Raw genomic sequence first — 23,622 nt, 5'->3', positions numbered from 1 at the left:
GTCGTTAATATTGCACAATCCAAGATTAAATGAAATAGTGACTTGGGTCGTTCACGTTGCACCGAAGCCGAGCAGAGGAGCCGCAGACCATGTCTCTCTACATGCTTCAACTATCCCGCGTTTTAGTAACGCTTGGCATTGCAGTGCTTGCCTTTCACGCTTACGCCGCCGAACCGCCGACAAGCTCGGCCGACGTCCTCAAGGCCGTTGAATTCTCCGCGGCGACGCCGTTCGACGAGTCCTACCGGGGAGAGTTCGTCGGTTGCGACGGCGCGGCCGGAGCGAGCAGGAAGGACAAGTTTCTCGGTTTCAACCTGAGGCTTCCTGGTGTCGCGGAATCGAAACAGTACTATCTGTGCAGTCGCGACCCCAGCAATGTGAAGGCGTTGCTGCGCCTAAAGGACGGCGCGATCTACTGGCGCAGCAAGATGGCGCTCGACGTCGACGGATCCTGGGCGGCATGGAACGGTCTGCCCGGTGCTACCGATCTGAAGGAGACGTCGTACAAGTGGCCGGGCTCCTCCAATCCTTCCGCGCAGTCCGCACAAATCGATCCGGACCGCATTCCCTTCATCGTGATGCCGACGGCCGGCCTATCCAGGATAACCGGCAACAAGAGCGGTGAAATGGGCCGCATGTTCGCTGAGAAGACCGGGCTGCGGCTCGGCGATATGGGCGTCGTCGTCTACAAGGACCGGTGGACGCCGGTTCTGATCGCGGATGGTGGTCCTTTCATGCGGCTCGGCGAGGGATCGAGCAGGGTGTTCGAGGCAATCGGCGAAAGCCGTTGCAAGAAGTGGAACAGCGATCAAACGGCCTGCGTCGGGCCGGGACACGTTTACCCCTACAAGAATTTCGGTCTCGGCCATGACGTGATCTTTATCGTCTACCCGGGCAGCCGGGACACCGGTCTCAAGCCGGAGAACGCCGTCTCGAAAATGTGTGCCTTTGCCAAGGAGAAGCTCAACCTGACGGGCGGCGCAATGTGCCCGTGATGTTCCCACGCAAGCAGGAGAGGAGTTTGCGATGCGTTACCTTTTGCCATTGAGCATTCTGATACTTGCCGGCGCGACCGGCCAGCTCAGCGCGGCGACCTTTGGAAAATGCAAGTTCAATACAGAGACCATGGCCTTTGCGGGAAGCCCCAGCGAACAGGCATCCTGTCTGCTGCGCAAGGTGAAGATACTGGGAAATGTCGACGCCACGCCCGCGCAGCTGCCGTCCAATCTCGCAGGCTTCATCGGCCAGCCGGTCACCATCTCCAAGACGAAGCTGCGGCAGGCACTTTCCGGCCAGGGACTGACCGAGGCCGGGCTCGGAGGCAGTCTCGACGCGCCTTTGTCCCGCGGCAACACGAACAATCCGCAGGCACCGATGGCGCGCTACTTCGTCATTCACGATACGAGTTCGCCGAATTTCGGGAACGTGGCGCAGTTTCCCGCTGACATCGATACCAGCAACCAGGTCAATCGGCTCGACGGTTTCAAGAGCCCGTCGAACGCCAAGGCGCACATATTCCTCAACCGCCGGGGCGAGATCTATGTCGGCCATGATTTTGGCGTGCCGTGGCGCGCAACCAAGCTGGAGCAGCAGATCGGCACTTTGTCGCGCGGCATGTTCCTGCACATCGAGAACGTGCAGCCGCGCCGTAAGCACCCGAGCCAGCCTGATGGCAACGCGCCAACGCCCGGTTTCTCGACAACCCAGTATGACCGGCTCGCGCTGCTTTACCTCATGGCAAGCATGCGCGCCCAAACCGGGCTCGTTCCGGCATTTCATGCGGCAATAGACCAGGGCCTGAGCGACGGGCATGACGACCCGCAGAATTTCAGCCTGGAGGATTTCGACGCCGCACTTGGACGCCTTCTCGCCACTGTGAGCTAGAATATCGCTCTCGACTAAGGCGTGGCGTAAACTGAAGTCGCTGGTTCCTTTTGGGTAGCGACTTCCGTTACGGGTGCTGCTGGAAGCATCGACGGTAAACCGTTGAATATCGAGGGAAAGGCGAGCGCTCGAAGCTGAGGAACCATTCCGGCAAAACGGCACCGCGGTTTTGTGGGCGCAATTGCGTGGAAACAAGAAGAGCCGATTTGCTTGCCGCGCAGCTCGCTCAGTCCTAATGTCGAAGTGGACATTGTCCCGTTTTGAGGGAGAAGCGCGATGCCGTCGAGTTTCAATGTCGAAAGTGCCGATGGTTACGAGCAGCTGATGGGGCGCTGGAGCAAGAAGCTCGCGCCCGGGTTCGTCGATTTCGCCGGGCTTGCGGATGGGGAAAGCATTCTCGATGTCGGCTGCGGCACGGGAAGCCTCACCTTCACGCTGGCGAAAAATCCCCGCCTGAAGGCGATCTCAGCCATCGATTTTTCACCCGTCTTCGTGGAGGCGGCAAACCGGCGCAATACGGACCCGCGCATCGCTATTCGCGAGGCGGATGCCTGCGCGCTGCCCTTCGAGGATAATAGTTTCGATCGGGCGCTATCGCTGCTCGTGCTGCATTTCGTGCCGGAGGCCGGCAAGGCTGTGGCCGAGATGCGGCGCGTCGTGCGTCCTGGCGGTGTCGTTGCCGCCGCCGTCTGGGATCACTATGGCGGCATGTCCGGCATGCGCATGATGTGGGATACGGTGGCGATGATCGACGCAAATGCGCGGGCAATGCGCCATCGCTATTGCTTCCAGCCGATGACGCAGCCGGGAAAAATGAAGGCGAGCTTTGTCGGCAATGGTCTTGTCGATGTCGAGGAGACCTCGCTGACGATCCGCATGGATTACGGCTCGTTTGCCGACTTTTGGGATCCGATCGCCTCGGGCGAAGGTCCGCTCGGCAAATATGTGGCTGGCCTGGATGCGGAGATGCGCAGGCGGGTCGATGCCTCGGTGAGGGATGCCTACGAGGCTGGAGAGCCGGACGGGCCGCGGTCGTTTGCCTCGGTCGCCTGGGCGTGCCGGGGCAGGGTGCCGGGATAGCCGCGGCAACCTTTGTTTCCATACCGCCATGCACTTGTGCCGGAGCCGCTTTAGATCCCGGACCTCCGGCGATCGCGATAGAAGCCGATGCTGATCACATTCGGTCCAAGGTCCCTTTTCTGCGGCAGTATCTCGGCCGACTCAGTGGAGGCTTCGGCAGGCTGTTCCGCTCCGGCGGGCTGTTCCATTGTCTGGGGAATGTCTGCCCGTTGGGCCTCGACCAGCGCCCTCAGGTCCCGCACATTGCCGTAGAGCTGCGCCACCAGCTTGCGATAATAATCGACGACCTGCTGATGCTCCTCGCGTGAAACGTAGCGTTCCCGAAACCACTGAACCATGTCATTTCCACCTGCTTGCTTACGGCAGGGAAACTTCCCGCCATGGGAAGCGGTTCCGAAATGGTCCGGTTATAGTTAAGGTTTCGTTGTCGTGGCGGGCTGGCCGGGCAGAGAGAGGGAAGCGCCCGATCGCGTTCCCTCATTCCGCTTTCGTCACTTGCCCTGCTTGCGAAGCGCTTGGAGCAGCACGCTCGCCGTCGGGCCCGACGAGGCGGGATTCTGGCCGGTGATCAGCTGGCCGTCGACAACGGTGTGAACACCCCAGTCCTTCACCTTGGAGAAGGTGGCGCCGAGGTTCAGGAGTTCGTCCTCGACGAGGAAGGGCACGACCTTGGTCAGGCCGACGGCTTCCTCTTCGCCGTTGGTGAAGCCGGTGACCGTGCGGCCGGCGACGAACGGCGTGCCATCGGGCTTCTTCGCACGATGCAGGGTGCCCGGCGCATGGCAGACGAGGGCGATGGTCTTGCCGGCGGCGATGAAGCTCTCGATCAGCTTGACGGAATTCGGGTCTTCTGCGAGATCCCACATCGGCCCGTGACCGCCGGGATAGAAGACCGTGTCGAAATCGGCCTGATTGACACTGTCGAGGCGAACCGTCCTGGCGAGCTGCGCCTTGGCGGGTTCGTCGGCATTGAAGCGGCGCGTCAGTTCGGTCTGGAACATCGGCTCGTCGCTCTTGGGATCGAGCGGCGGCTGGCCGCCCTTGGGAGACGCGAGCGTTATCTCGGCGCCGGCTTCCTTGAAGACGTAAAAGGGTGCGGCAAGCTCTTCGAGCCAGAAACCGGTCTTCTTGCCGGTGTTGCCGAGCTGGTCATGCGAAGTCAAAACCATGAGGACTTTCATGCTGCTTCTCCCTGTTGGCGTGGTTGATTGGCATGCGCTGAAAACTGGGGATTTCGAATGCCGGGGCAAGCCCCGGCGCGTCGCAATGTCAGGCCTCTCAGGGCTGCGCCGGCATTCAGCCCAGCCTTGCCAGCACCTCGGCTGCGGCCTTCAGATCCGGCGTGTCCCTGCCTTCCGTGAAACTCTCGTAGACAGGCCGCAGCAGCGCCTTCGCATCTCCGACGCGCTCGCTACCGGCCCAGTGGGTGGCGAGGTCCGTGGCGGTGCGGATTTCCCAGGCTTTGGCGCCCTGTGTGCGGGCGAGTTGCAGCGATTGGGTGAAATATTCCTCGGCCGACATGTTGCTCAGTTCGGGAGCCGAAAGCAGGATGGCGCCGCGCAGGCGCAAGAGTTCGGGCAGGTAGGAAGTATAGCCCTTCTCCTCGATCCCCTGGCTGGTTTCCTCGGCAAGCGACCAGGCTTCGGCAAAGTCGCCGCTTTCGGCAAGCGCCGTGGCGATGACGATGTTGAAGCGGATGGAGAAGAGCTCGAAGCGGGCGGCGTGGAGTTTCTCGAGGTGGCGCTGCAAGGTGGCGACACCGGTTTCGACATCACCGCGGCGTATGGAAAGCTCGGCCTTGAAGGCGTTGCCCATATGGAGATAGGGGCCGGTCGAATGGGTTTCGGCACGCGCGACGAACCAGTCCAGATGTTCTTCGGCGAGATCGAGATCGCCGACCCAGAGAAGAGCTGCCACTGCATTGATGACGATTGCGAAAGCGACGGGATGGCGCATGGCTTCCGCTTCCCCGACGGCCTCGTCGATCGCGTCGCGCATCTGTGCCGTATGACCCTGCAGCCAGAGGGCCGTGACCCAGCCGATGCCGGCCCAGCTGTAATGGTCGAAGCCGTAATGAATCTGGCGGCTGGCAGGCGGATTGTCGGGTTCTAGAACGGTTTCCAACTCCACTCGCGCGTTGGCCAGCCCTCCCATGACGCAGAGCGAGACGCCCATCAGCGTGTGGGAAAGTGCGGTTGCCGCCGGGTCTCCAAGCGTCGCTGCAATTTCGGCACAGCGTTTTGCCTGGAGCAGGCATTGCCTCTGTTCGCCGCTGCGCAGGTGATAGAAATAGATGGGTCCGATGAGGCGCACGGCATTGAGATAATCGCCGCGCATCTGTGCGATCTCGAAGCTTCTGTTCAATGCGGCAACGGTCGATTCATGGTGGCCGCGCGTGAACATCATGGAGACGCCGAGCGAGGCCTGCAGCTGCATTTCCTCGCTGCCGCCACGCGTCGTCTCGTCCAGCGCCTGCAGCGCGCGTTCGGTCCAGCGGTGGCATTCCGGCAGCAGCCCCATGGCGCGCGAGACGGGGGCGGCCGCAGCGGCAAGGCCGATGCCGATCTGCCTGTCGCCAGTGTCGCCGAAACACCAGTCGAGAGCGGCGCGCACATTGTTGATCGCTGCAAAATGCGGGGCGCGCTCGTTGGCGGTCGACAATGTCGACCATTCGCTGCCGTTCTGTTCCAGCCAGCGTCGGAAATAGGCGGCATGGCGGCCGGAGAGCTCCGTCCATTCGGCCGTATCGGTGCAGAGGTCGATCGCATAGGCGCGGGTGGTGTCCAGCAGCCGGTAACGCATCATGGCGCCGAGCGGGCGGGCGGCCACCATGGATTTTTCCACCAGGCTGTCGATTGCGGCAAAGACGGCAGCGCGGTCGAGCGTGTCGTTCGTGACCACCTCAAGAGCGGCATCCAGCGTGAAATGGCCGACGAAGACGGCGAGCCGCCTCAGCACCGCGCGCTCGAGATCCGAGAGCAGGCTGTAGCTCCAGTCAAGCGTGGCCTGCAACGTCTGCTGGCGCGGCGGCGCCGTCCGCAGGCCATGCCACAGAAGCGTCAGGCGCTGGTCGAGAAGGGCTGCCGTCTGTTCCAGCCCATAGGCCTCGACACGGCGGGCGGCAAGCTCGATTGCGAGCGCCACGCCATCGAGCTTGCGGCAGATATCGCTGACAATGGCGGCTTCCGCATCGCTGACATCGAGATGCGCGCCGTTTGCCATGGCGCGCTCGATGAAGAGTTGCGTTGCCGGAAACTGCTCGATCGCGCTGACGGAAAAGCCGGGAGTCTCCGGCGGATAGGCCAATGCGTCCAGCCGGTAGATACGCTCGCCCTCGATGCGCAATGCCTCGCGGCTGGTGGCGAGTACGTGCACTTCGGGCGCGGCCTCCAGGATGGTCTCGACCAGGGCGGCGATCGCCTCGACGAGGTGTTCGCAGGTATCGAGCACCAGCAGGAAGCGCTTGTCTCTCAGGAAACGGATCAGATCCGGCGTCGGGTCCTCGGCCTGCACCGATAGGCCCAGCATGGAAGCGATGGTGGTGGCCGCCAGTCCGGGATCCGTGATCACGCTGAAATCGACGAAGAGCACATGGCCGGCGAAATCCTCCGCCACCTGATGGGCGGCTGATATCGCGACCGTCGTCTTGCCGACGCCGCCGGGGCCGACGATGGTGACGAAACGGGAATCCGTCAGCTGTGCCGCGAGCTTCATCACGTCGACGTCGCGGCCGATCATCCGGCCAAGGCGCGGGGGTAGATTGGCATGCGGAAAATGCGGTGTGGCAGCGGATGGGCCGTTCCGTTCTGCAGGCGCCAGCGAAACGGGCGCGACGAAGCAATAGCCGCGCCCGGGAACCGTCGTGATGTAGCGCGCTCCGGCCTGGCCGTCGCCGAGCGCCTTGCGCAGGCCGGTCATGTGAAAGCGAAGGCTGCCTTCCTCGACCAGGGCATCGGGCCAGACCTGCGCCATCAGGTCCTTCTTGGAGATGATCTCGTTGGGGGCGGTCACGAGTGCGATGAGGATGTCGAGCGCGCGTCCGCCGAGCTCTATGGGAGCGCCGTCTTTCGTCAGCAGCCGTTCGCTGACGGCCAGCCGGAACGGGCCGAAGCGAAATCCGCCGATATCCTCGTCCACCCCATTCGCCACGGCGTTTCTTCCCCGCCAGCCCCTTGCGGGGCGAACTTTAGAGCAAGTATCTGGCCTGCGCCATACGGCAATCGCCTTGTTTCGCCCTCGCGGTCCCGAGCTTTGCGACCTCTGATAAGTGCTTGCGCAATGAGTGCCCGTTTAGCGGATCTCCGCGCGCGGCTTGCAAGAGCTAACAGCCTCTAACAAGCCCTAACGGGCTATGCGCCGCCTTCTCCCGTAGGTTCCTGCCAGCACAAAAGTGCAGCCGGAACATTCCCGAATTCAAGGAGATCGCCATGCATACCGATGTCGAAGAGATCGATCAGGACCGCCGCATGCTGCTGGGCGCTGCAACGCTTGGACTTGCCGCCGCCGGTACGATGGCGCTGATGCCGTCAGCTCTGGCAGCTGCGGCCGACCCCGAGGCCATCCGTCCCTTCCATGTGAAGTTCAAGGACGAGCAGCTGAAGGATCTGCACCGGCGCGTTGCCGCGACCCGCTGGCCGGATCGTGAGACGGTCTCCGACGATACGCAGGGCGTGCGGCTCGATACGATCCAGAAAGTCGCCAAATACTGGCGAGCGCATGACTGGCGCAAGGTCGAGGCACGGCTGAACTCCTTCCCGCAGTTCATGACCGAGATCGACGGGCTGGACATTCACTTCATCCATGTGAAGTCCAAGCATGAAAAGGCGTTGCCCATCATCATCACGCATGGCTGGCCGGGTTCGATTATCGAGCAGTTGAAGATCATCAAGCCGCCGACCGACCCTACCGCCTTTGGCGGCACCGAGGCCGATGCCTTTGATGTCGTCATTCCCTCGCTGCCGGGCTACGGCTTCTCGGGCAAGCCGAAGGAAGCGGGCTGGAACCCGCCACGCATCGCCAAGGCCTGGGCCGTGCTGATGCAGCGTCTCGGTTATACCAAATACGTCGCCCAGGGCGGCGACTGGGGCAATGCGGTGACCGAGCTCATGGCGGTGCAGGAGCCTGCCGGCCTCATCGGCATCCATACCAACATGGCAGCCACCGTGCCTGCCGACATCGCCAAGCTGCTGTCAGCAGGGGCGCCGGCGCCGGCAGATCTGACGGCCGATGAAAAACGCGCCTATGAACAGCTCGACGATTTCTACAAGAACGGGCTCGGTTATGCGATCGAGATGAACAACCGGCCGCAGACGCTTTACGGCATCGTGGATTCGCCTGTTGGCCTCGCCTCCTGGATGCTCGACCACGACATCAGAAGCTACCGGATGATCGCACGATCCTTCAACGGAGAAAAGGAAGGTCTGACGCCTGACGATGTCCTCGACAATGTCACGCTTTACTGGCTGACCAACACGGCGATCTCGTCTGCGCGGCTCTATTGGGACAATGCGCATTTCCCCTCCGGCGGCTTCTTCGATCCGCGCGGCATCAAGATCCCGGTGGCCGTCAGCGCCTTCCCGGACGAGATCTACCAGGCGCCGCAGAGCTGGGCGGAAAAGGCCTATCCGAAGCTCATCCACTACAACAGGCCGGCCAAGGGCGGGCATTTCGCCGCCTGGGAACAGCCGGAGCTGTTTACCGACGAGCTGCGCGCCTCCTTCAAGTCGCTGCGCGACCAGATCTGAGAGGAGCCCGCGGCGCGGCAGCCCGCGCCGCTTTCCCGAGAGACCAACCCCGTTTTCCCAAAGGAAAGAGATCATGAGCGACAACCAGATCGTCGATTCCAGCTTTAGCGCCATCATCAATGCGCCGATCGAGAAGATCGATATTCCTCGATGGTGCTTCACGCTGCCGGAGAAGGAATACCAGTCCTGCTCGCCCGCCCATATCGCCGCCGGCTTTACGACGGGGCCGGACGGCACGCGCATGTCGATCAATGTCGAGACGATCGGCGGCAGCCTGATGGTGCAGCATTATGTCGAAACGCTTGCCGAGAAGGATCACCTGATCCTCGATTCCGACTCCGACGTCTTCACCCCGACCGGCCGCCTCACCATCCATGTAACCTGGGAACTCAGAGTCAAGGCGATCGACGGCGGCAGATGCGAGTTCACCAACCGGGTGCAGTCCTTCGCGACCGACGAAATGATGGCCTTCCTCGACCGGCAGGGCATTCCCTTCGAGGTGTTCCGCACGCAGCGCCAGCCGATGTCGATTGCCCACAACAAGGGCGAGACGCCGCTCTTTGCCGCCAGCATCGAGCGTTTCGCGCTGCGAAGCCAGCCATCCAAAGCGGCATGAGCCCAGGGAGAGCAGGATGATAGACCTTTCCTATGAGCGCGACATTACCGGCCTTCTGGTGGTCGATCCCTATAACGACTTCATCTCCGAAGGCGGCAAGATCTGGCCGCGCATCCAGGCCGTGGCCGAGGCCAACAACTGCGTGCCGCATATGCTCGAGGTGCTGACGGCAGCACGCGAGGCAAAGCTTCCGGTATTCTTCGCCATGCACCACCGCTATCGCGAGGGCGATTATGAAAACTGGAAATACATCGCCCCCATCCAGAAGCTCGCCTGGAAACGCCGCACGTTCGAATTCGGCACCTGGGGTGGCGAGTTCAAGGCTGAATTCGTGCCGGCGTCAGGTGAAGTCGTGGCCTCGGAACATTGGTGCTCCAGCGGTTTTGCCAATACCGACCTCGACAACCAGCTCCGGCGGCGAGGCATTCACCGGCTGATCGTCATCGGCCTGATCGCCCATACCTGCATCGAGGCAACGGTCCGTTTCGCCGCCGAGCTCGGCTACGACGTGACGGTCGTGAAGGACGCCATCGCCGACTATTCCGACGAGATGATGCATGCCGCACTCGTCATCAACATGCCGAACTATGCAAGCGCCATCGTGACGACGGAACAGGTGGTCGCCGCGATCAAGGCAGCGCGGAGCACCGAGCCCGCGTGAGCGGGCGGGGCGCCTTGCGCCCTTTTCGGCAGTCGCAGTTTCAATCAAACTTTCAAAGGAGCAAATCCATGGATCAGCATTCGAAGGTGCTCTACACGGCCAAGACCCATACGAGTGGCGGGCGGGAAAACGGCGTTGCGCGCAGCTCCGACGGCCGCCTCGACCTGCGCCTCTCCGTGCCCGGCTCGGCGCGGATCGGCACCAACCCCGAACAGCTCTTCGCCGCCGGCTGGTCGGCCTGCTTCGAAAGCGCAATCGGCATCATTGTGCAGAAGAGGAAGATCGCATTGTCAGGCGATGTCACGATCGATGCGGAAGTCGATCTCAATGTTTCCGATGCCGGCTATTTCCTGACGGCACGGCTCAATGTCGGCATTCCAGGCGTGGAGCGCGACGTGGGTCAGTCACTGATCGAGGAGGCGCATCAGATCTGCCCCTATTCGAAGGCGACGCGAGGGAATACCGACGTGACGATCCGGCTGGTTTGATTGGGGCAGGTCTGAAGGGAGGGTGTCTTGGCAGTGGCGCCCGTTCAACTCCAAGGCAGCCTGCCACCCGAAACCTTACCGGGGCCGCCTGATCGCCCGCACCTTGCCGCTGCCGCCTCCACCTGCGTAGAAGACATCGGCCCCATCGGATTCCAGCCCGGAAACACCGGTGCCCTCGGGCATCTCCAGCCGTTCCAGCACGTCGCCGGTCTTGGGGTCGATGCGGCGCAGGTCGCTCTTGTCGTCCTGCCAGGTGGCGTGCCAAAGCTCGCCGTCTACCCAGGTGACACCGGTGACATGGCGCTTGGATTCGATGGTGCGCAGGATCTTGCCGGTCTCCGGGTCTATCTGGTGGATGCAGTTTTCGCGGTACTGGCCGACCCAGAGGCTGCCTTCGCACCAGGCCATGCCGGAATCGGCGCCTTTGCCGGGGGCAGGGATGGTCGCGACCACTGCGCCGGTCTCCGGATCGATCTTGCGGATCTTGTCTTCGGCGATCTGGAAGATGTAGCGCCCGTCAAAGGCGGTGCCGGCATGGGCGGCGACATCGATCGCACGCAGCTCGGCGCCGCTCTCAGGGTCCAGCGCCCGCAGGTTTTCTCCCGCCGCAAACCAGACCTTGCTGCCGTCATAGGTGACGCCGCCGATGTTGCGCGTGCCCTCGAAGGGTCCGTATTCCCTGATGATCTCTGCCTGTGATGTCTTCATGGCGCTCCATCCCCTTTCTCGCCGGCTCTTTGCCTGGAGCCATTCCGGTCGCAAAACCGCTGCGCACTTTGCCGGAACTACTTTTAATCGCTGGGCAGCGGCCCCGGGAGTAACAATGTTGTCGGGAAGCCGACGACCGGCGGCATCATCCAGCGCCGCGCCCTGCCATTGCCGAAATACTGCACCTTGCCGGCGTCCTGCAGCGCTTCCAGCGCCCGCTGCACCGTGCGTGGGCTCAGGCTCAGGGCAATTGCCAGAGCCGTGCTCGACCAGGATTCTCCATCGGCGAGAAGCGCCAGCAGCGAAGCGTGCTCCTCCTCGACCGGCGGGGCAAGCACGACGACTTTGCGCCCGTCCTGCGGCAGCAGCATGAAGCCGTGGCTCGTCGCCTTGACCTCGGCAAGCTCGGCAAGTGCTGCGCGCAGCCGGCCGATCTCGACGCGCAGCCGCGCCCGGTGGGATTCATCGGCGTGGCGGGCGCGGAAGGCGCGGGCGAGAAGAACCGAGCGCAGGACATCTGACGGTGCGGCCTCGGCGAGCGTGCGGGCGAGCGCAAACAGCACAGGGCGGCTTGCGAGCGGCACGATCGCGCTGCCGGCGCGCACCACGTTGCGGCAGGCATCGATGACGAGCGTATCGGAGGCAAGCAGCGCTTCGACCTCCTGAAGCTGCAACAGGCGCTGCGTGCCGCCATCGATCAGGCGGGCGGCCGGCGCCTCCAGGGCTTTTGCGACTTCTCCCACCTCGACGACAAGCGCCGGTATGCCGGCTTTTTGCGCCGCGTCAGCCGCCTGGGCCAGCGCCTGGCGCGCGGGCTCCGTGCGTAGCCGGCGGATTGCGACACCGGCGACGGCAAGTTCATGGCCGGCGCGGGCAGCCGGCGGCAGCGGCGAGGGGTCGAGATCGGCGAGCAGCTTTTCGGCAGCATCGAGATGGCCGATCAGAAGGAGGCGGCGGATCTGCAGGTTGCGGGCGTGTGCCGCGTTGACGCGGTCGCCGCGTCTTTCGAGCGTGAGGCGCGCACCTTCCAGCGCCTTTTCCGGCCAGGCGAGATCGCGCGAGACCAGAGCGATTTCGGCTTCGGCCACGATGCAGCGGGCGCGCGCCACGGCCTCGCGCGGGCCGAAGGCATGGGCAGCGCTCTTCAGGAGTGCCTTGGCGCGGGCGAGATCGCCGAGCTGGGCCATGGCGATGCCCCGAAGGGCGAGCGCCGGCGGGTCGTCGCGCAGCGCCACGCGCTTCATCGCCCCCAGTGCATCGCCCACCGCCAGCGCCTGTGCGGCAGCTGTAATCAGCGAGTCCATTTGAATCCCGTCACACTTGTAACTCCCACCCCTCGGCAACAAGACCTAGTTTATTCCCCATCGGCAGGCAACGGCCCGCCGTCGGATACGTTTCAACGCAATGAGAGGAGAAGACCCATGATGATGCACAAGACCGGAACACGGGCGGAATGGCTGCAGGCGCGAATTGCGCTCCTGGAACAGGAAAAGGAACTGACGCGCCGCAGTGACGAGATCGCTGCAAAGCGCCAGGAACTGCCCTGGGTGAAGATCGACAAGGAATACAAGCTGGAGACCGAAGCCGGCATCGTGCCGCTTGCCGACCTCTTCAAAGGCCGCTCGCAACTGCTCGTCTATCACTTCATGTTCGGCCCAGATTACACGGCCGGCTGCCCGTCCTGCTCGTCGATCGCCGATGGCTTTAACGGCGTCACCGTTCACCTCGAAAACCACGATGTCGCCTTCAGCGCCGTTTCCCGCGCGCCGCTCGACAAGCTTCTCGGGTTCAAGAAGCGCATGGGCTGGACCTTCGACTGGGCCTCGTCATCAACAAGCGATTTCAATCGCGACTTCAATGTCTGGTTCACGCCGGAGGAACAACAGAGCGGCGGCATCGAATATAACTTCCGCCGCGAACCGCCGATCCCGGCCGTGCTGCAGCAACAGAAGCCAGGTGGTGAGCAAAGCCCGGACGACCTCATCTCCTCGATGACCGGCACCGATATCAACACCTTCGCCCGTGAGCGGCCGGGCCTCAGCGCCTTCGTAATGCAGGGCGGCGATATCTACCACACCTATTCCTCCTATGCCCGAGGGGTGGATGGCGTGTGGGCCATGTACCAGTGGCTCGATCGCGCGCCGCTGGGCCGCAACGAGGAAGGCGTCTGGTGGCGCCACCACGACCGCTACGAGGCAGCGTAATGCGCCCGTCAGTCTCCACAGGAGCCGGCAATTCCGCCGGCTCCATCCTGTTATCCGGCATTGCGCGCGGGCTAACTTTTGCGGCGGCGCCGACATTTGCGGTCATGGCCGCACTTTCGGCAAGCGAGCCGGCGGCCGACATGATCTGCTCGATGGCTGGCATGCAGATGGATGGGTCACCGCTCTTCAGCGGCATGGTGCCGATGTATCTGCTGATGGCACTGTTTCATGTCGGGCCCTGGCTCAGATGGATGGGCGGCGAGGGAAGTTTCCGCCGCCCGTGAGACGGCACGAATTCGGTTTCCTTTACGGAAACCAGGACATAACGGCGTCTCGCTCTCAGGATCTCCCTGATCGAGTTCTCTGCGACGGTGGCTGCGGTCTCGTTTTTTATTGGTGTTTTTCAAAGGCTTGACCGCCGCCAAGGCTGTCGAACCTGTTCCTGCTGTTCGGTCAAGGAGACAGGGTGTATATTAGTCGATCGTAATTTTCGGCAAGGAACAGCAAGATGCGCGGGCTCGTGGCAAGCGTGTTCATCTATCTGATCGTTCTTACGAGTTCCCATGCTGGTCCGCTTCACGACGCGGTCAGCAAGGGCGACCTGGCTGCGATCGCGGCAGCCCTTGATGCGGGGGCTGACATCGAGGAGCAGGACAAGGGAGCCACTCCGCTATTTCTAGCCGTTCGCAGCGATCATCCGCAGGCAGCAGAATTACTGATCGAGCGCGGGGCGAATGTGAACCACGAGTCGGCGATTGGCCTGCCGATCACCGGTGCCGTCCTCAAGGGCTCCCCCGACCTCATCCGGATCCTGTTGGCGCACGGTGCCGATGCCAATGCGGCAGCGCGGGGCGAGCGCATGCTGCATTTCGCAGTCGCGAGCGGGTGTCTGGACTGCGTCAAGCTCCTGGTTGAAGCCGGTGCCGACGTCAACGCCATATGGGTCCGTGGCGATCCCGCGCGCCTGCCAAGCATCATCACTGCCTATCACCTTGCAAGGCACGACGATCATGCCGATATCGCCGACTACCTGTTGGCCCACGGCGTCATCATAAAGAAGCCCGAGCCGATTTCCGCAAAGCTGGCAAATGGCGACCCGGCGAAGGGTGCAACATTCTTCGCATCCAATTGCGCCGGCTGTCATGTCAAACGTCCGCAGGATGTGCCCAACAAGGGGCCGAACCTGTGGAACGTCGTGGGACGGGACAAAGCCTCGACGAAATTCCCAGGCTATTCCCGAATCCTGTCGAGCTGGGAGGGGGTCTGGACCTACGAGGACCTCAACATCTTCATCGCCGGGCCCTCTCTCACGACGCCAGGCGTGAATATGGACGTTCGCGGCGCGCCCGAAGAAGCCGATCGCGTCAACGTCATCGCTTATCTGAGAACACTCAGCGACAATCCTGTCCCGCTGCCCTGAACACTTCAAGGGCAGGTTATGACGAACCCGTTTAATTCCCCAATCGCGCCAACGTGATGGAACCCGGTCAGCTATCCTGACGTTTCCGCCTCGCTGTCTCCCGGCAGCATGCCCACCCCGACACCCCTTCCGACGGCATCCGGAATTGCCCGCTCGCCGCCGCTTTCGGACGGAGGAAATACATATGTCCGCATTGGCAAGCCTGCGCGCGCTCACCCCGCAGCAGCGCAATACCGTGATCGCCAGCTATCTCGGCTGGATGCTTGACGCCTTCGATTTCTTCATTCTCGTTTTCGTTCTCAAATATATCGCAGAGGAGTTTCATACCGATGTTCCCGCGGTGTCCGTGGCGATCTTCCTGACCCTTGCCATGCGGGCGCTCGGCGCCCTGATCTTCGGGCTTGCGGCAGACCGTTACGGGCGGCGCATCACACTGATGGTGGATGTGATGCTCTATTCGCTCTTCGACTTCCTCACCGGTTTTTCGACGGGGCTCACCATGTTCCTGGTTTTGCGTGCCCTCTATGGCATCGCCATGGGCGGGGAGTGGGGTGTCGGTGCCTCACTCGTCATGGAGACAGTGCCGGAGGAGAGCCGCGGCATTGTTTCTGGCATCCTGCAGGCAGGTTATCCGTCCGGATATCTGCTGGCTTCGCTGCTGTTCTTCCTGCTCTTCCCGGTGATCGGCTGGCGCGGCATGTTTTTCGTCGGCGTCGCTCCGGCGCTGCTCGTGCTCTATATCCGCCGCAACGTTCAGGAGAGCCCGGCTTTCGTGAAGCGACAACAGCAGGGGCGCCGGCCGTTTCTCACCGTGCTGCGCGAAAACATTCCGCTCTTCATCTGGGCGGTGCTGCTGATGACCGCTTTCAACTTCTTCAGCCACGGCACGCAGGATATCTACCCGACCTTCCTCGAAAGCCAGCGCAACTATTCAAGCTATACGGTCGGCGCGATCGCCATCGTCTACAATATCGGCGCCATTCTTGGCGGGCTGTTCTTCGGCGCGCTGTCGCAGCGTATCGGCCGCAAGCGGGCGATCGTCATCGCCGCACTGATTGCCGTGCCCGTCGCGCCGCTCTGGGCCTATGCACCGGGGCCGGTGCTGCTCGCGCTCGGCGCCTTCCTGATGCAGTTCTTCGTCCAGGGCGCCTGGGGCATCGTGCCTGTACATCTCAACGAGCTTTCGCCAGACGAGGTACGCGGCACATTCCCCGGCTTCGCCTACCAGCTCGGCAATCTGCTGGCCTCGGGCAACGCCACGATGCAGGCGGACCTCGCCGCCCATTGGAACGGCGACTACGCTTATGCGTTGGTCATAGTGGCGGTGATCGTTGCCATCGTCGTCGCCGCGCTTTCGGGCCTGGGATACGAGAAGAAGGATGTCCGCTTCGGCACGGAGGAGGCCGAGGAGCCGCATGGCGCGATGCGAGTTTAGCGCTGCCTGTGGCTGTGAAGGCCGGCGGCCAGGGCTGCCGGCCTTTCCTTGTGAGCCAGGTCACGGGCAGGCTATGCGCCAGGCGATGCCTAGTTCTTCCAGGTATTTCTGATCCCGCCCGGTTTTTCCTTTTTTAAGATCATTGTCCTACCTTTTGCCTGCGCCGGTTCTATATTGCGTACCGCCGCGAGGGTTCATGGATAGTAATTTCGCCTTCCTGCTGCCGGTCATGATGCTGATTTTCGGCTGCACCTTTCTGATCGTCGGCCGGTTCGGGTCGCGGGAAGCGAAGTTGTGGGGGCCGGGTTATCTTTTTGCGTCGGCAGCCTTCTCCGTTCCGCTTTTCGACAGCCTGCTGCAGGAGCGCGTTGCATCCGCCATCGCCGATGCTTTGTTCCTTCTCGCGTTCGTCTTCTATTCCGGCGCCATGCTCGCCCGATTCAAGCGGCCTTCCTATCTCCAGCCGCGCCTTGCCTTTGCCGGTGTGACCTACGCGGGCATGCTCTATGCGGGGCTGGTGGCCGGCAATGTTCCGGCGGAGTTTCTGCTGAACGATCTCGCCTGTGCGGCGCTGCTCGGCTTTGCCGTCACCGTCAGCCTGCGGCACATGCGCCATACGGCCGACAAGCTGCTGCTTGTCGTCTCCAGCCTCGTCATTGCCGATACCATTATCCGCAATGTGATCTTCGTCTTCGTCGCACCATCCTATGGCGGCCACGGGGATTTCATCTCTTCGCAATATGCTTTCGCCATGCAGGCGTCGACATCCATCCTGGCGCTGATGTTTGCGCTTTCGGCCCTTGCTGCAACCACGGTCGACACCATTGCAATGCACCGCGATATCGCCGAGCGCGATCCGATGACCGGCATGCTGAATCGGCGCGGCTTCGACCGCATGGTGGCAGAGCGCGGCCGGGCCGAAGGCTCCGTCATCATCTGCGACATCGACAATTTCAAATGGGTCAACGATACGCTCGGCCACGGACCGGGCGACGAGGTGATCCGCGCCTTTGCTGAAATGCTGCTGGCGCGGATGCCGGAGGGCGGTTTCGCGGCGCGGTTCGGCGGGGAGGAATTCGTGATCTTCCTGCCGGCAATGCCGCTGGCCGCAGGCGCCGATTTCGCCAACCGGGTGCGGCTTGCCTTTGCGGCCGTCGACCGCAAGGCGAGCGGCTTCGACGGCAAGATTACCGCCAGCTTCGGTGTCGCCGGCGCCGATGCCGCCGATCATTCCCTCTACGAGCAGATCGCCCGCGCCGACAAGGCGCTCTATGCGGCCAAGGAAGCCGGGCGCAACAAGGTGATGGTCGAAGGCGAGCCGCCGCGCGACATGTCCAGCCCGCGGGTGGTGTCGGTCAACAGGGGCTGCTGAGCGACTGTTCCAACGATTTCAATAGATTACAAATCGTCCATGTCGGAAAATCGCCGCATTTACTACACCTTGCCGTCGCAATTGGCTGAGACCCTGTCACGATCTGGTGATGAGGAGGTGAATGGTCATGAGCCTGTCTTTTCCGACGATGGCAGCGATCCGGTTCGGTTACGGGCGACGACCGGGCGAGGCTCTGCCGCAGACGAAGGATGATCTGATCGGGCAGGTGACGCGCGGCGCGAACAGCGTGCCGGTCTTTCCCGTCGGCGGTATCGAGGCGCGGCATACGCAGATCCTCGATCTGCAGGACAGGCTGAAACAGATCCGGCAGGCCGATGGCGACGATCTCGACCGGCGGCAGCAGCGGCGACTATTGCAGCGCCGCGCGCAGGTGCTTTTCCAGATGGATGCCAATGCGCGGTTGATGCAGGCCGTCCTTTCTCCCGATGGTTTCAACGAGCGGCTGGCCACGTTCTGGACCAATCATTTTTCCACCAGTGCCGCCAAGAGCCTGCCGATGCGGCTGATCGTGCCGCTCTACGAGACAGAGGCGATCCGGCCCTATATGGGGGCCAGGTTTTCGACGCTGTTGCGCAGCGCAACCGAGCATCCTTCGATGCTGATCTATCTCGATCAGGCGCAGTCGCTGGGGCCGGAATCCAAGGGCGGCATGCGGCGCAACAAGTGGCTGAACGAAAATCTCGGCCGCGAGCTTCTGGAGTTGCACACGCTCGGCGCCGGCAGCGGTTATACGCAGGCCGACGTTCGCTCTGCAGCCATGGTGCTGACGGGACTCACTGTCGACCAGCAGGCGATGGAGACGGCTTTCCGGCCGCAGATATCCGAGCCCGGCGAACATCAAGTGCTCGGTGTCAGCTATGGCGGGATCAAGCGCTCGCGCGGGGATTACCTTGCCATGCTCGAGGATCTCGCGGTCCATCCGAAGACGGCTGCGCATATCAGCCGCAAGCTCGCAGTGCATTTCATCTCTGACCAGCCGCCGGAGGAGATGATCCAGGCCATGAGCGAAGCGTGGAAGAAGACGGATGGGGATCTGCCTGCCGTCTACCGCGCCATGCTCGACCATCCGGCAGCGTGGCGGGATCAAGGTGCCAAGGCGCGCCAGCCGTTCGATTATATCGTCACCGGCTTGCGGGCGCTGAATAGCGGTTCTGGCGCGGGCGATGTCGCGGCCTTCATGCAGGCCTATCAGCAGGACGATGATGACAGTGACGAGATGATGGCGATGCCCAAGAAGGATGCAGCGCCCGCCGCCCGCGACCAGGCCATGATGCAGACGCCGCCAAGCCCCGAGGACGAGGCGCTCGTCAAGCGGCGCAAGGCCTTCCAGATGGCGCGTGCGCTCGGGCAGGGCGCTCTGCGCCGCATGGGCCAGCCGACATGGCTGCCACCAAGCCCCGCCGGCTTCGAGGAGAGTTTTTCCGCCTGGATCACCGCGAGCCAGCTGTCCGAGCGTTTGTCCTGGGCGCGGCGCGCCAGTGCCCAGTTCGGCAAGGATGTCGATCCGCGCGACTTCCTGAAGGCAACCCTTGCCGATGCCGCCCGCGACGAGACGATCCGCGTCGTCTCGCAGGCGCCGAACAGGGTGAGCGGACTGACGCTGGTTCTTGCGTCCCCCGAATTCAACCGTCGATAGGAGCCCGTCATGACAGAGTTTATGCTTTCACGCCGTGGTTTTCTGACATCGGCTTGCTGCCTTGCCGCAGCCCCCATTTTTACGCCGGTGACCTTCGCGGCGATGCCCGGCGACAAGCGCTTCGTGACGATCGTGTTGCGCGGGGCGATGGACGGGCTCGATCTGGTGCAGCCCTATGGCGATGCCGGCCTTGCGGCCCTGCGGCCAACGCTGTCGCTGACGCCGGACAAGGGGCTTCTCGATCTCGACGGTCATTTCGGGCTCAATCCGGCGGCGGCCGAGCTGATGCCGCTGTGGAACAGCAAGGAGCTTGCCTTCGTGCATGCGGTTTCCACGCCCTATCGCGACCAGCGCAGCCATTTCGACGGGCAGGACATGCTGGAATCCGGCGGCGAGCATGTGGCCGAGGAAAAGACCGGCTGGCTCAATCGGGCGCTTGCCGTGATCCCGCGTTCGGATGCGCGCAAGGCGATCGACGTCAACACCTCGACCGAGCTGATCCTGACCGGGCCGAACAATGTCGATGTCTGGGCCTCGGATTCCAATCTCGGGCCGGCCAGGGACGAAATGCAGTTCCTCATGCGGCTCTATGCCGGCGACCCGGCGTTTGCGAAAGCAATGGATGAAGCGATGCGCGCCAACAGCGCTTCGATGATGGCGGAACCATCGGCCCAGCGCGGCGAGAAGATCACCGATGTGGCTGTTCTTGCCGGCAAAATGCTGAAGGGCGACTACCGCATCGCCAGCTTCTCGATTACCGGCTGGGACACGCATGTCGGCCAGCTGAACCAGTTCAAGCGGCCGGTGCAGGATCTGGCGCAGGCGATCACGACGCTGAAAGCCACGATGGGGCCGGATCTGTGGTCGAAGACGGTCGTGCTCGCCATGACCGAGTTCGGCCGCACGGTGCGTGAGAATGGTTCCGGCGGAACGGATCACGGTACGGGAGGCTGCGCGGTATTGGCGGGCGGGGCGATCGATGGTGGGCGCATACTCGGCAAGTGGCCGGGGGTTGGGGACGCTGCGCTGCTCGACGATCGCGACCTGATGCCGACGGCGGATGTGCGCGAGCTGGCGGCGGCGATGCTCTACCGACAGTTCGATGTGTCGGCTGACGATCTGACGGGGAAGATTTTTCCGGGGTTGAGTTTCGACAAGGGATCACAGTTCCTGCGGGCTTGAGGCGAGGATTTTCCTAATCTCCCTCTATCATTCCTAGATTGTCGCAGGACGGGAAGAGAGACCTCAAATCAAATCATACAGCCTGAAAATCCAGGTGATCTGATAGAGCAGGCCCGCACTTACGAATACAGCATGAAACCGCCGGTTCGCCGTCCAGGCCGCCACGATGCACAGCGCGATGAACACCGCATTCCTCGCCGGGTATTCCCAGCCGAGTGCTGCCAGATACGCCTTGCCCTTGAGCAGCGTATCGAGAAAATCCACCACATAGGTCACGGCCAGCATGCCGAAGAACCAGCGCCGCCGCGAGATGAAATATTCCTCGTAGCCGCCGTAATCCTCGATCGTCGTCGGGAAGATCAGCACGCAGAGGAAGAAGAACAGGCAGCAGAAGCTGATAAGGAAGAGGTAGACGCCGAAGGAGATGACGGCGAGCGACTGCAGGCGATATTCCCACCACCAGAAATGGATGATGAACAGGAACATCGAGGCGACCCAGCCGAGATGCACCCAGTAGACCCGGAATTTGCCGGGTGATTGCACGATGCCGCCGAGGCCGGTCAGCAGGCGGGCGAGCGAGAGGCCGATCACCATCGACATCACTGTGCGGATGTAGACATAGACCTCCGGTGTCGCGGCCGCCTGCATCATCTCACTCCTGGGGAACGACCTTGGGTTTGCCGTCCTCGTCGAGCGCCACCATGATGAAGGTGCCGGCGGTGACCTTTTCCTGCTGGTTATAACGCGAGCGATGCGCCCAAGCTTCCACCCGCAGCGTGATGGAGGTGCGCCCGACGCGCTCCACATGAGTATAGATGGAGAGCGTATCGCCGATCTTGACCGGAAGTTCGAAGGCCATTTCCTTGACTGCCGCCGTCACCACACGACCCCTTGCGCGCTCGGCGGCGCGGATGCCGCTTGCAAGGTCCATCTGCGCCATGACCCAGCCGCCGAAAATATCGCCGGCCGGATTGGCGTCTCCGGGCATGGCAAGCGTACGCAAGGTAAGTTCGCCTGTCGGCTTGGCATCGGTCATCAAGGGCTCCCATCTCGCCGGTGATTCATCTGGAATCACCCTAATGCAAAGGCCAAGTGGTGCGGAAGCCCGTAAAAATGCCGGATTCCGAAATGCCCCCTAAAAAATGGTGGCTCGTCGCGGAAAAATCATGACCATCGAAATTTCATTTTGATTCAGATACTTGAAGCTCCAATGCGTGTCGCGTCCAATTACCTCACGTAACGTTATTTCATCAAGATCTAATCAAGTTTTACCGTCCGGTAAGCGGCTCATATCAGTATCTGCTGATTGTCACACATGAGAGCTGCCGGAACCCCATGCGCAACATCAGGATTTCAACCCGCCTTTACGGACTCGTCGCCTTCGCGCTTGTCGTGCTTGCCGCGACGATGATCTTCTTCCTCAACTATTCCTATCGGGAGCTGGAAGCCGAGCGAAAAGCCGGCCTGGCACAGATGGATGCTACGGCGCTCGCCATCTTCGACAAATATTACAAGCTTGAGCAGGCCGGCACGATGACCCGCGAGCAGGCGCAGGAGGCCGCCAAGGAAGTGATCGCTTCCATGCGCTACGGCGGCGGCACCGGCTATTTCTGGATCAACGACATTCATCCGACGATGGTGATGCATCCGGTCAAGCCCGAGCTCAACGGCACGGATCTGACGCAGAACAAGGATCCGAACGGCAAATTCCTGTTCGTCGAATTCGTCAATACGGTGAAGGCAAGCGGGCAGGGCTTCGTGGATTACTACTGGCCGAAGCCGGGTGCCGATCAGCCGGTCCTCAAATATTCGCATGTGGCGGGCTTCCAGCCCTGGGGCTGGGTCGTCGGCACCGGCGTCTATGCGGACGACCTTGCAGCGCTCTATCGCCAGAACGCCACCTGGACGGCGGTAGTCGGCCTTATCGGCGCCCTCGTTACCCTTGCCTTCGCCTATGCGATCGTGCGCAGCGTGACGGCCCCGGTCGCCCGCCTGAAAGAGGCGATGAACGCGATTGCCGATGAAAATGCGAGCGTCGACATCACTGATGCCGATCGTCGCGACGAGATCGGCCAGATGGCGAAATCGCTGATCGTGCTGCGCGACTCCGTTGCCGAGCGCGCCGAACTGCGCGTTCGCGAAGATGAGCGCCAGCGGGAGATCGAAGGCGAGCGGCGCGGCAACGAGGCGAGCCTGCGTTCGTCCTCCGAGCGCCAGACGGCGGCGATGCGCGCGCTCGGCGCCGGGCTGGAGCGGCTTGCGGCCGGCGACCTGACGGTTTCGATCGACGATATCGGCCAGGATTATGCGAAGCTCCGTTCCGACTTCAACGCAGCAGTCGACGCACTGAACAGTGTCATCAACGCGATCGCGGAATCGAGCCACATCGTCAATGACAGCGCCCGCGATATCAGCGACGCGACCAACAACCTCTCCAAGCGCACCGAGCAGCAAGCCGCGGCGCTGGAAGAAACGGCAGCGGCGCTCGACGAGATCACCGCGACGGTCCGCACGGCTTCCGAGCGCGCCAACGAGGCACGCAGCATGGTGGCGGAAACGAAGACGAGCGCCGGCAAATCCGGCGAGATCGTCCGCAATGCGGTCTCGGCCATGAGCCGCATCGAGGATAGTTCGAGCCGCATCAACCAGATCATCGGCGTCATCGACGAGATCGCCTTCCAGACCAACCTCCTGGCGCTGAACGCCGGCGTGGAAGCAGCGCGTGCGGGCGAAGCTGGTCGCGGCTTTGCTGTCGTGGCGCAGGAAGTGCGCGAACTGGCGCAGCGCTCGGCCAATGCGGCCAAGGAGATCAAGGCGCTGATCTCAAGCTCGGCAACCGAGGTCGAAGGCGGCGTGGCGCTGGTGCGCTCCACCGGTGACGCGCTGGTCGAGATCGAGGCGCTCGTCAACCGGGTCAACGCCCATGTCGACTCGATTGCGACCGCCGCCCGCGAACAGGCGACCGGGTTGCAGGAGATCAACACATCGGTCAACCACATGGACCAGATGACCCAGCAGAATGCGGCGATGGTCGAAGAAACCACGGCCGCCAGCCAGACCCTGGCGGAGGAAAGCCAGCAGCTGCGGTCGCTGTTGTCGAAGTTCCAGCTGCGCGGTCAGGCGGGGCAGGGCGCGCGATACGGCCGGGCTGCCTGATAGCGGGTGGCGATC

General features: G+C 62.5%; 22 protein-coding genes. 15 read left to right on the top strand and 7 right to left on the bottom strand.

What is annotated here, in order from left to right; genetic code table 11:
- Window positions 1-89 precede the first annotated feature (89 nt).
- The 3 genes from LVY75_21000 to LVY75_20990 all read left to right on the top strand — a co-directional run bounded on the left by LVY75_21000 (window position 90) and on the right by LVY75_20990 (window position 2,964).
- Window positions 90-995, top strand: a complete 906-nt coding sequence (locus tag LVY75_21000; GenBank protein XAZ25605.1) for a glycoside hydrolase family 75 protein — start codon at window positions 90-92, stop codon at window positions 993-995.
- Window positions 996-1,026: 31 nt separating this feature from the next.
- Window positions 1,027-1,884 (top strand): N-acetylmuramoyl-L-alanine amidase, encoded by an 858-nt coding sequence (locus LVY75_20995; GenBank protein ID XAZ25604.1) that lies wholly within the window; start codon window positions 1,027-1,029, stop codon window positions 1,882-1,884.
- 276 nt (window positions 1,885-2,160) lie between these two features.
- Window positions 2,161-2,964 (top strand): class I SAM-dependent methyltransferase, encoded by an 804-nt coding sequence (locus LVY75_20990; GenBank protein ID XAZ25603.1) that lies wholly within the window; start codon window positions 2,161-2,163, stop codon window positions 2,962-2,964.
- Between the two features lie 50 nt (window positions 2,965-3,014).
- On the opposite strand, the gene LVY75_20985 is transcribed toward LVY75_20990, so the two are convergent.
- From LVY75_20985 to LVY75_20975, 3 genes are all read right to left on the bottom strand, one after another.
- The gene (locus LVY75_20985) at window positions 3,015-3,302 is read right to left on the bottom strand and encodes a hypothetical protein (GenBank protein ID XAZ25602.1); all 288 of its coding nucleotides are present in this window, start codon (window positions 3,300-3,302) and stop codon (window positions 3,015-3,017) included.
- A gap of 153 nt (window positions 3,303-3,455) precedes the next feature.
- Window positions 3,456-4,145: a type 1 glutamine amidotransferase domain-containing protein gene (locus LVY75_20980; protein XAZ25601.1), complete on the bottom strand. Its 690-nt coding sequence runs from the start codon at window positions 4,143-4,145 to the stop codon at window positions 3,456-3,458.
- 115 nt (window positions 4,146-4,260) lie between these two features.
- Complete coding sequence (locus LVY75_20975; protein ID XAZ25600.1) at window positions 4,261-7,113, bottom strand: winged helix-turn-helix domain-containing protein; 2,853 nt, start codon at window positions 7,111-7,113, stop codon at window positions 4,261-4,263.
- A gap of 317 nt (window positions 7,114-7,430) precedes the next feature.
- On the opposite strand from LVY75_20975, the gene LVY75_20970 reads away from it, so the two are divergent.
- From LVY75_20970 to LVY75_20955, 4 genes are all read left to right on the top strand, one after another.
- The gene (locus tag LVY75_20970; protein XAZ25785.1) at window positions 7,431-8,708 is read left to right on the top strand and encodes an epoxide hydrolase; all 1,278 of its coding nucleotides are present in this window, start codon (window positions 7,431-7,433) and stop codon (window positions 8,706-8,708) included.
- A gap of 73 nt (window positions 8,709-8,781) precedes the next feature.
- Window positions 8,782-9,324 (top strand): hypothetical protein, encoded by a 543-nt coding sequence (locus tag LVY75_20965; protein XAZ25599.1) that lies wholly within the window; start codon window positions 8,782-8,784, stop codon window positions 9,322-9,324.
- 16 nt (window positions 9,325-9,340) lie between these two features.
- Window positions 9,341-9,985: a cysteine hydrolase gene (locus tag LVY75_20960; protein ID XAZ25598.1), complete on the top strand. Its 645-nt coding sequence runs from the start codon at window positions 9,341-9,343 to the stop codon at window positions 9,983-9,985.
- 68 nt (window positions 9,986-10,053) lie between these two features.
- Window positions 10,054-10,473, top strand: coding sequence for an organic hydroperoxide resistance protein (locus LVY75_20955; protein ID XAZ25597.1), 420 nt, complete (start codon window positions 10,054-10,056; stop codon window positions 10,471-10,473).
- Window positions 10,474-10,548: 75 nt separating this feature from the next.
- On the opposite strand, the gene LVY75_20950 is transcribed toward LVY75_20955, so the two are convergent.
- Both LVY75_20950 and LVY75_20945 read right to left on the bottom strand, forming a co-directional pair.
- On the bottom strand, window positions 10,549-11,181 hold the full coding sequence (locus tag LVY75_20950; GenBank protein XAZ25596.1) for a PQQ-binding-like beta-propeller repeat protein: 633 nt from the start codon (window positions 11,179-11,181) through the stop codon (window positions 10,549-10,551).
- Between the two features lie 83 nt (window positions 11,182-11,264).
- Window positions 11,265-12,485 (bottom strand): helix-turn-helix domain-containing protein, encoded by a 1,221-nt coding sequence (locus LVY75_20945; protein ID XAZ25595.1) that lies wholly within the window; start codon window positions 12,483-12,485, stop codon window positions 11,265-11,267.
- A gap of 117 nt (window positions 12,486-12,602) precedes the next feature.
- Here LVY75_20945 and LVY75_20940 point away from each other — a divergent pair, with 117 nt between their 5' ends.
- The 7 genes from LVY75_20940 (at window position 12,603) to LVY75_20910 (ending at window position 20,451) form a co-directional block, all read left to right on the top strand.
- Entirely contained in the window at window positions 12,603-13,385 is a 783-nt protein-coding gene (locus LVY75_20940; GenBank protein XAZ25594.1) for a DUF899 domain-containing protein, read from the top strand.
- Complete coding sequence (locus tag LVY75_20935; protein XAZ25593.1) at window positions 13,385-13,669, top strand: hypothetical protein; 285 nt, start codon at window positions 13,385-13,387, stop codon at window positions 13,667-13,669. The genes LVY75_20940 and LVY75_20935 overlap by 1 nt, the downstream gene beginning before the upstream one ends.
- A 224-nt stretch (window positions 13,670-13,893) precedes the next feature.
- On the top strand, window positions 13,894-14,805 hold the full coding sequence (locus tag LVY75_20930) for an ankyrin repeat domain-containing protein (GenBank protein ID XAZ25592.1): 912 nt from the start codon (window positions 13,894-13,896) through the stop codon (window positions 14,803-14,805).
- Between the two features lie 184 nt (window positions 14,806-14,989).
- Window positions 14,990-16,240 (top strand): MFS transporter, encoded by a 1,251-nt coding sequence (locus LVY75_20925; protein ID XAZ25591.1) that lies wholly within the window; start codon window positions 14,990-14,992, stop codon window positions 16,238-16,240.
- Window positions 16,241-16,436: 196 nt separating this feature from the next.
- Window positions 16,437-17,612: a GGDEF domain-containing protein gene (locus LVY75_20920; protein ID XAZ25590.1), complete on the top strand. Its 1,176-nt coding sequence runs from the start codon at window positions 16,437-16,439 to the stop codon at window positions 17,610-17,612.
- Between the two features lie 127 nt (window positions 17,613-17,739).
- Window positions 17,740-19,269 carry a DUF1800 domain-containing protein gene (locus tag LVY75_20915; GenBank protein XAZ25589.1) on the top strand — a complete coding sequence of 510 codons (1,530 nt, stop codon included), beginning with the start codon at window positions 17,740-17,742 and terminating at the stop codon, window positions 19,267-19,269.
- Between the two features lie 9 nt (window positions 19,270-19,278).
- A complete protein-coding gene (locus LVY75_20910; GenBank protein ID XAZ25588.1) occupies window positions 19,279-20,451 on the top strand; it encodes a DUF1501 domain-containing protein in 1,173 nt (390 codons plus the stop codon).
- 63 nt (window positions 20,452-20,514) lie between these two features.
- On the opposite strand, the gene LVY75_20905 is transcribed toward LVY75_20910, so the two are convergent.
- A complete protein-coding gene (locus LVY75_20905; GenBank protein ID XAZ25784.1) occupies window positions 20,515-21,099 on the bottom strand; it encodes a hypothetical protein in 585 nt (194 codons plus the stop codon).
- A gap of 4 nt (window positions 21,100-21,103) precedes the next feature.
- A complete protein-coding gene (locus LVY75_20900) occupies window positions 21,104-21,487 on the bottom strand; it encodes an acyl-CoA thioesterase (GenBank protein XAZ25587.1) in 384 nt (127 codons plus the stop codon).
- Window positions 21,488-21,786: 299 nt separating this feature from the next.
- Here LVY75_20900 and LVY75_20895 point away from each other — a divergent pair, with 299 nt between their 5' ends.
- On the top strand, window positions 21,787-23,607 hold the full coding sequence (locus LVY75_20895; GenBank protein XAZ25586.1) for a methyl-accepting chemotaxis protein: 1,821 nt from the start codon (window positions 21,787-21,789) through the stop codon (window positions 23,605-23,607).
- Window positions 23,608-23,622: the final 15 nt, after the last annotated feature.

This window comes from Sinorhizobium sp. B11 (assembly GCA_039725955.1).
In the GTDB taxonomy this organism is placed as follows: Bacteria; Pseudomonadota; Alphaproteobacteria; order Rhizobiales; family Rhizobiaceae; genus Rhizobium.
Note: the sequence above shows the minus strand (reverse complement) of the source record. Positions and strands in the feature narration are given on the sequence as shown.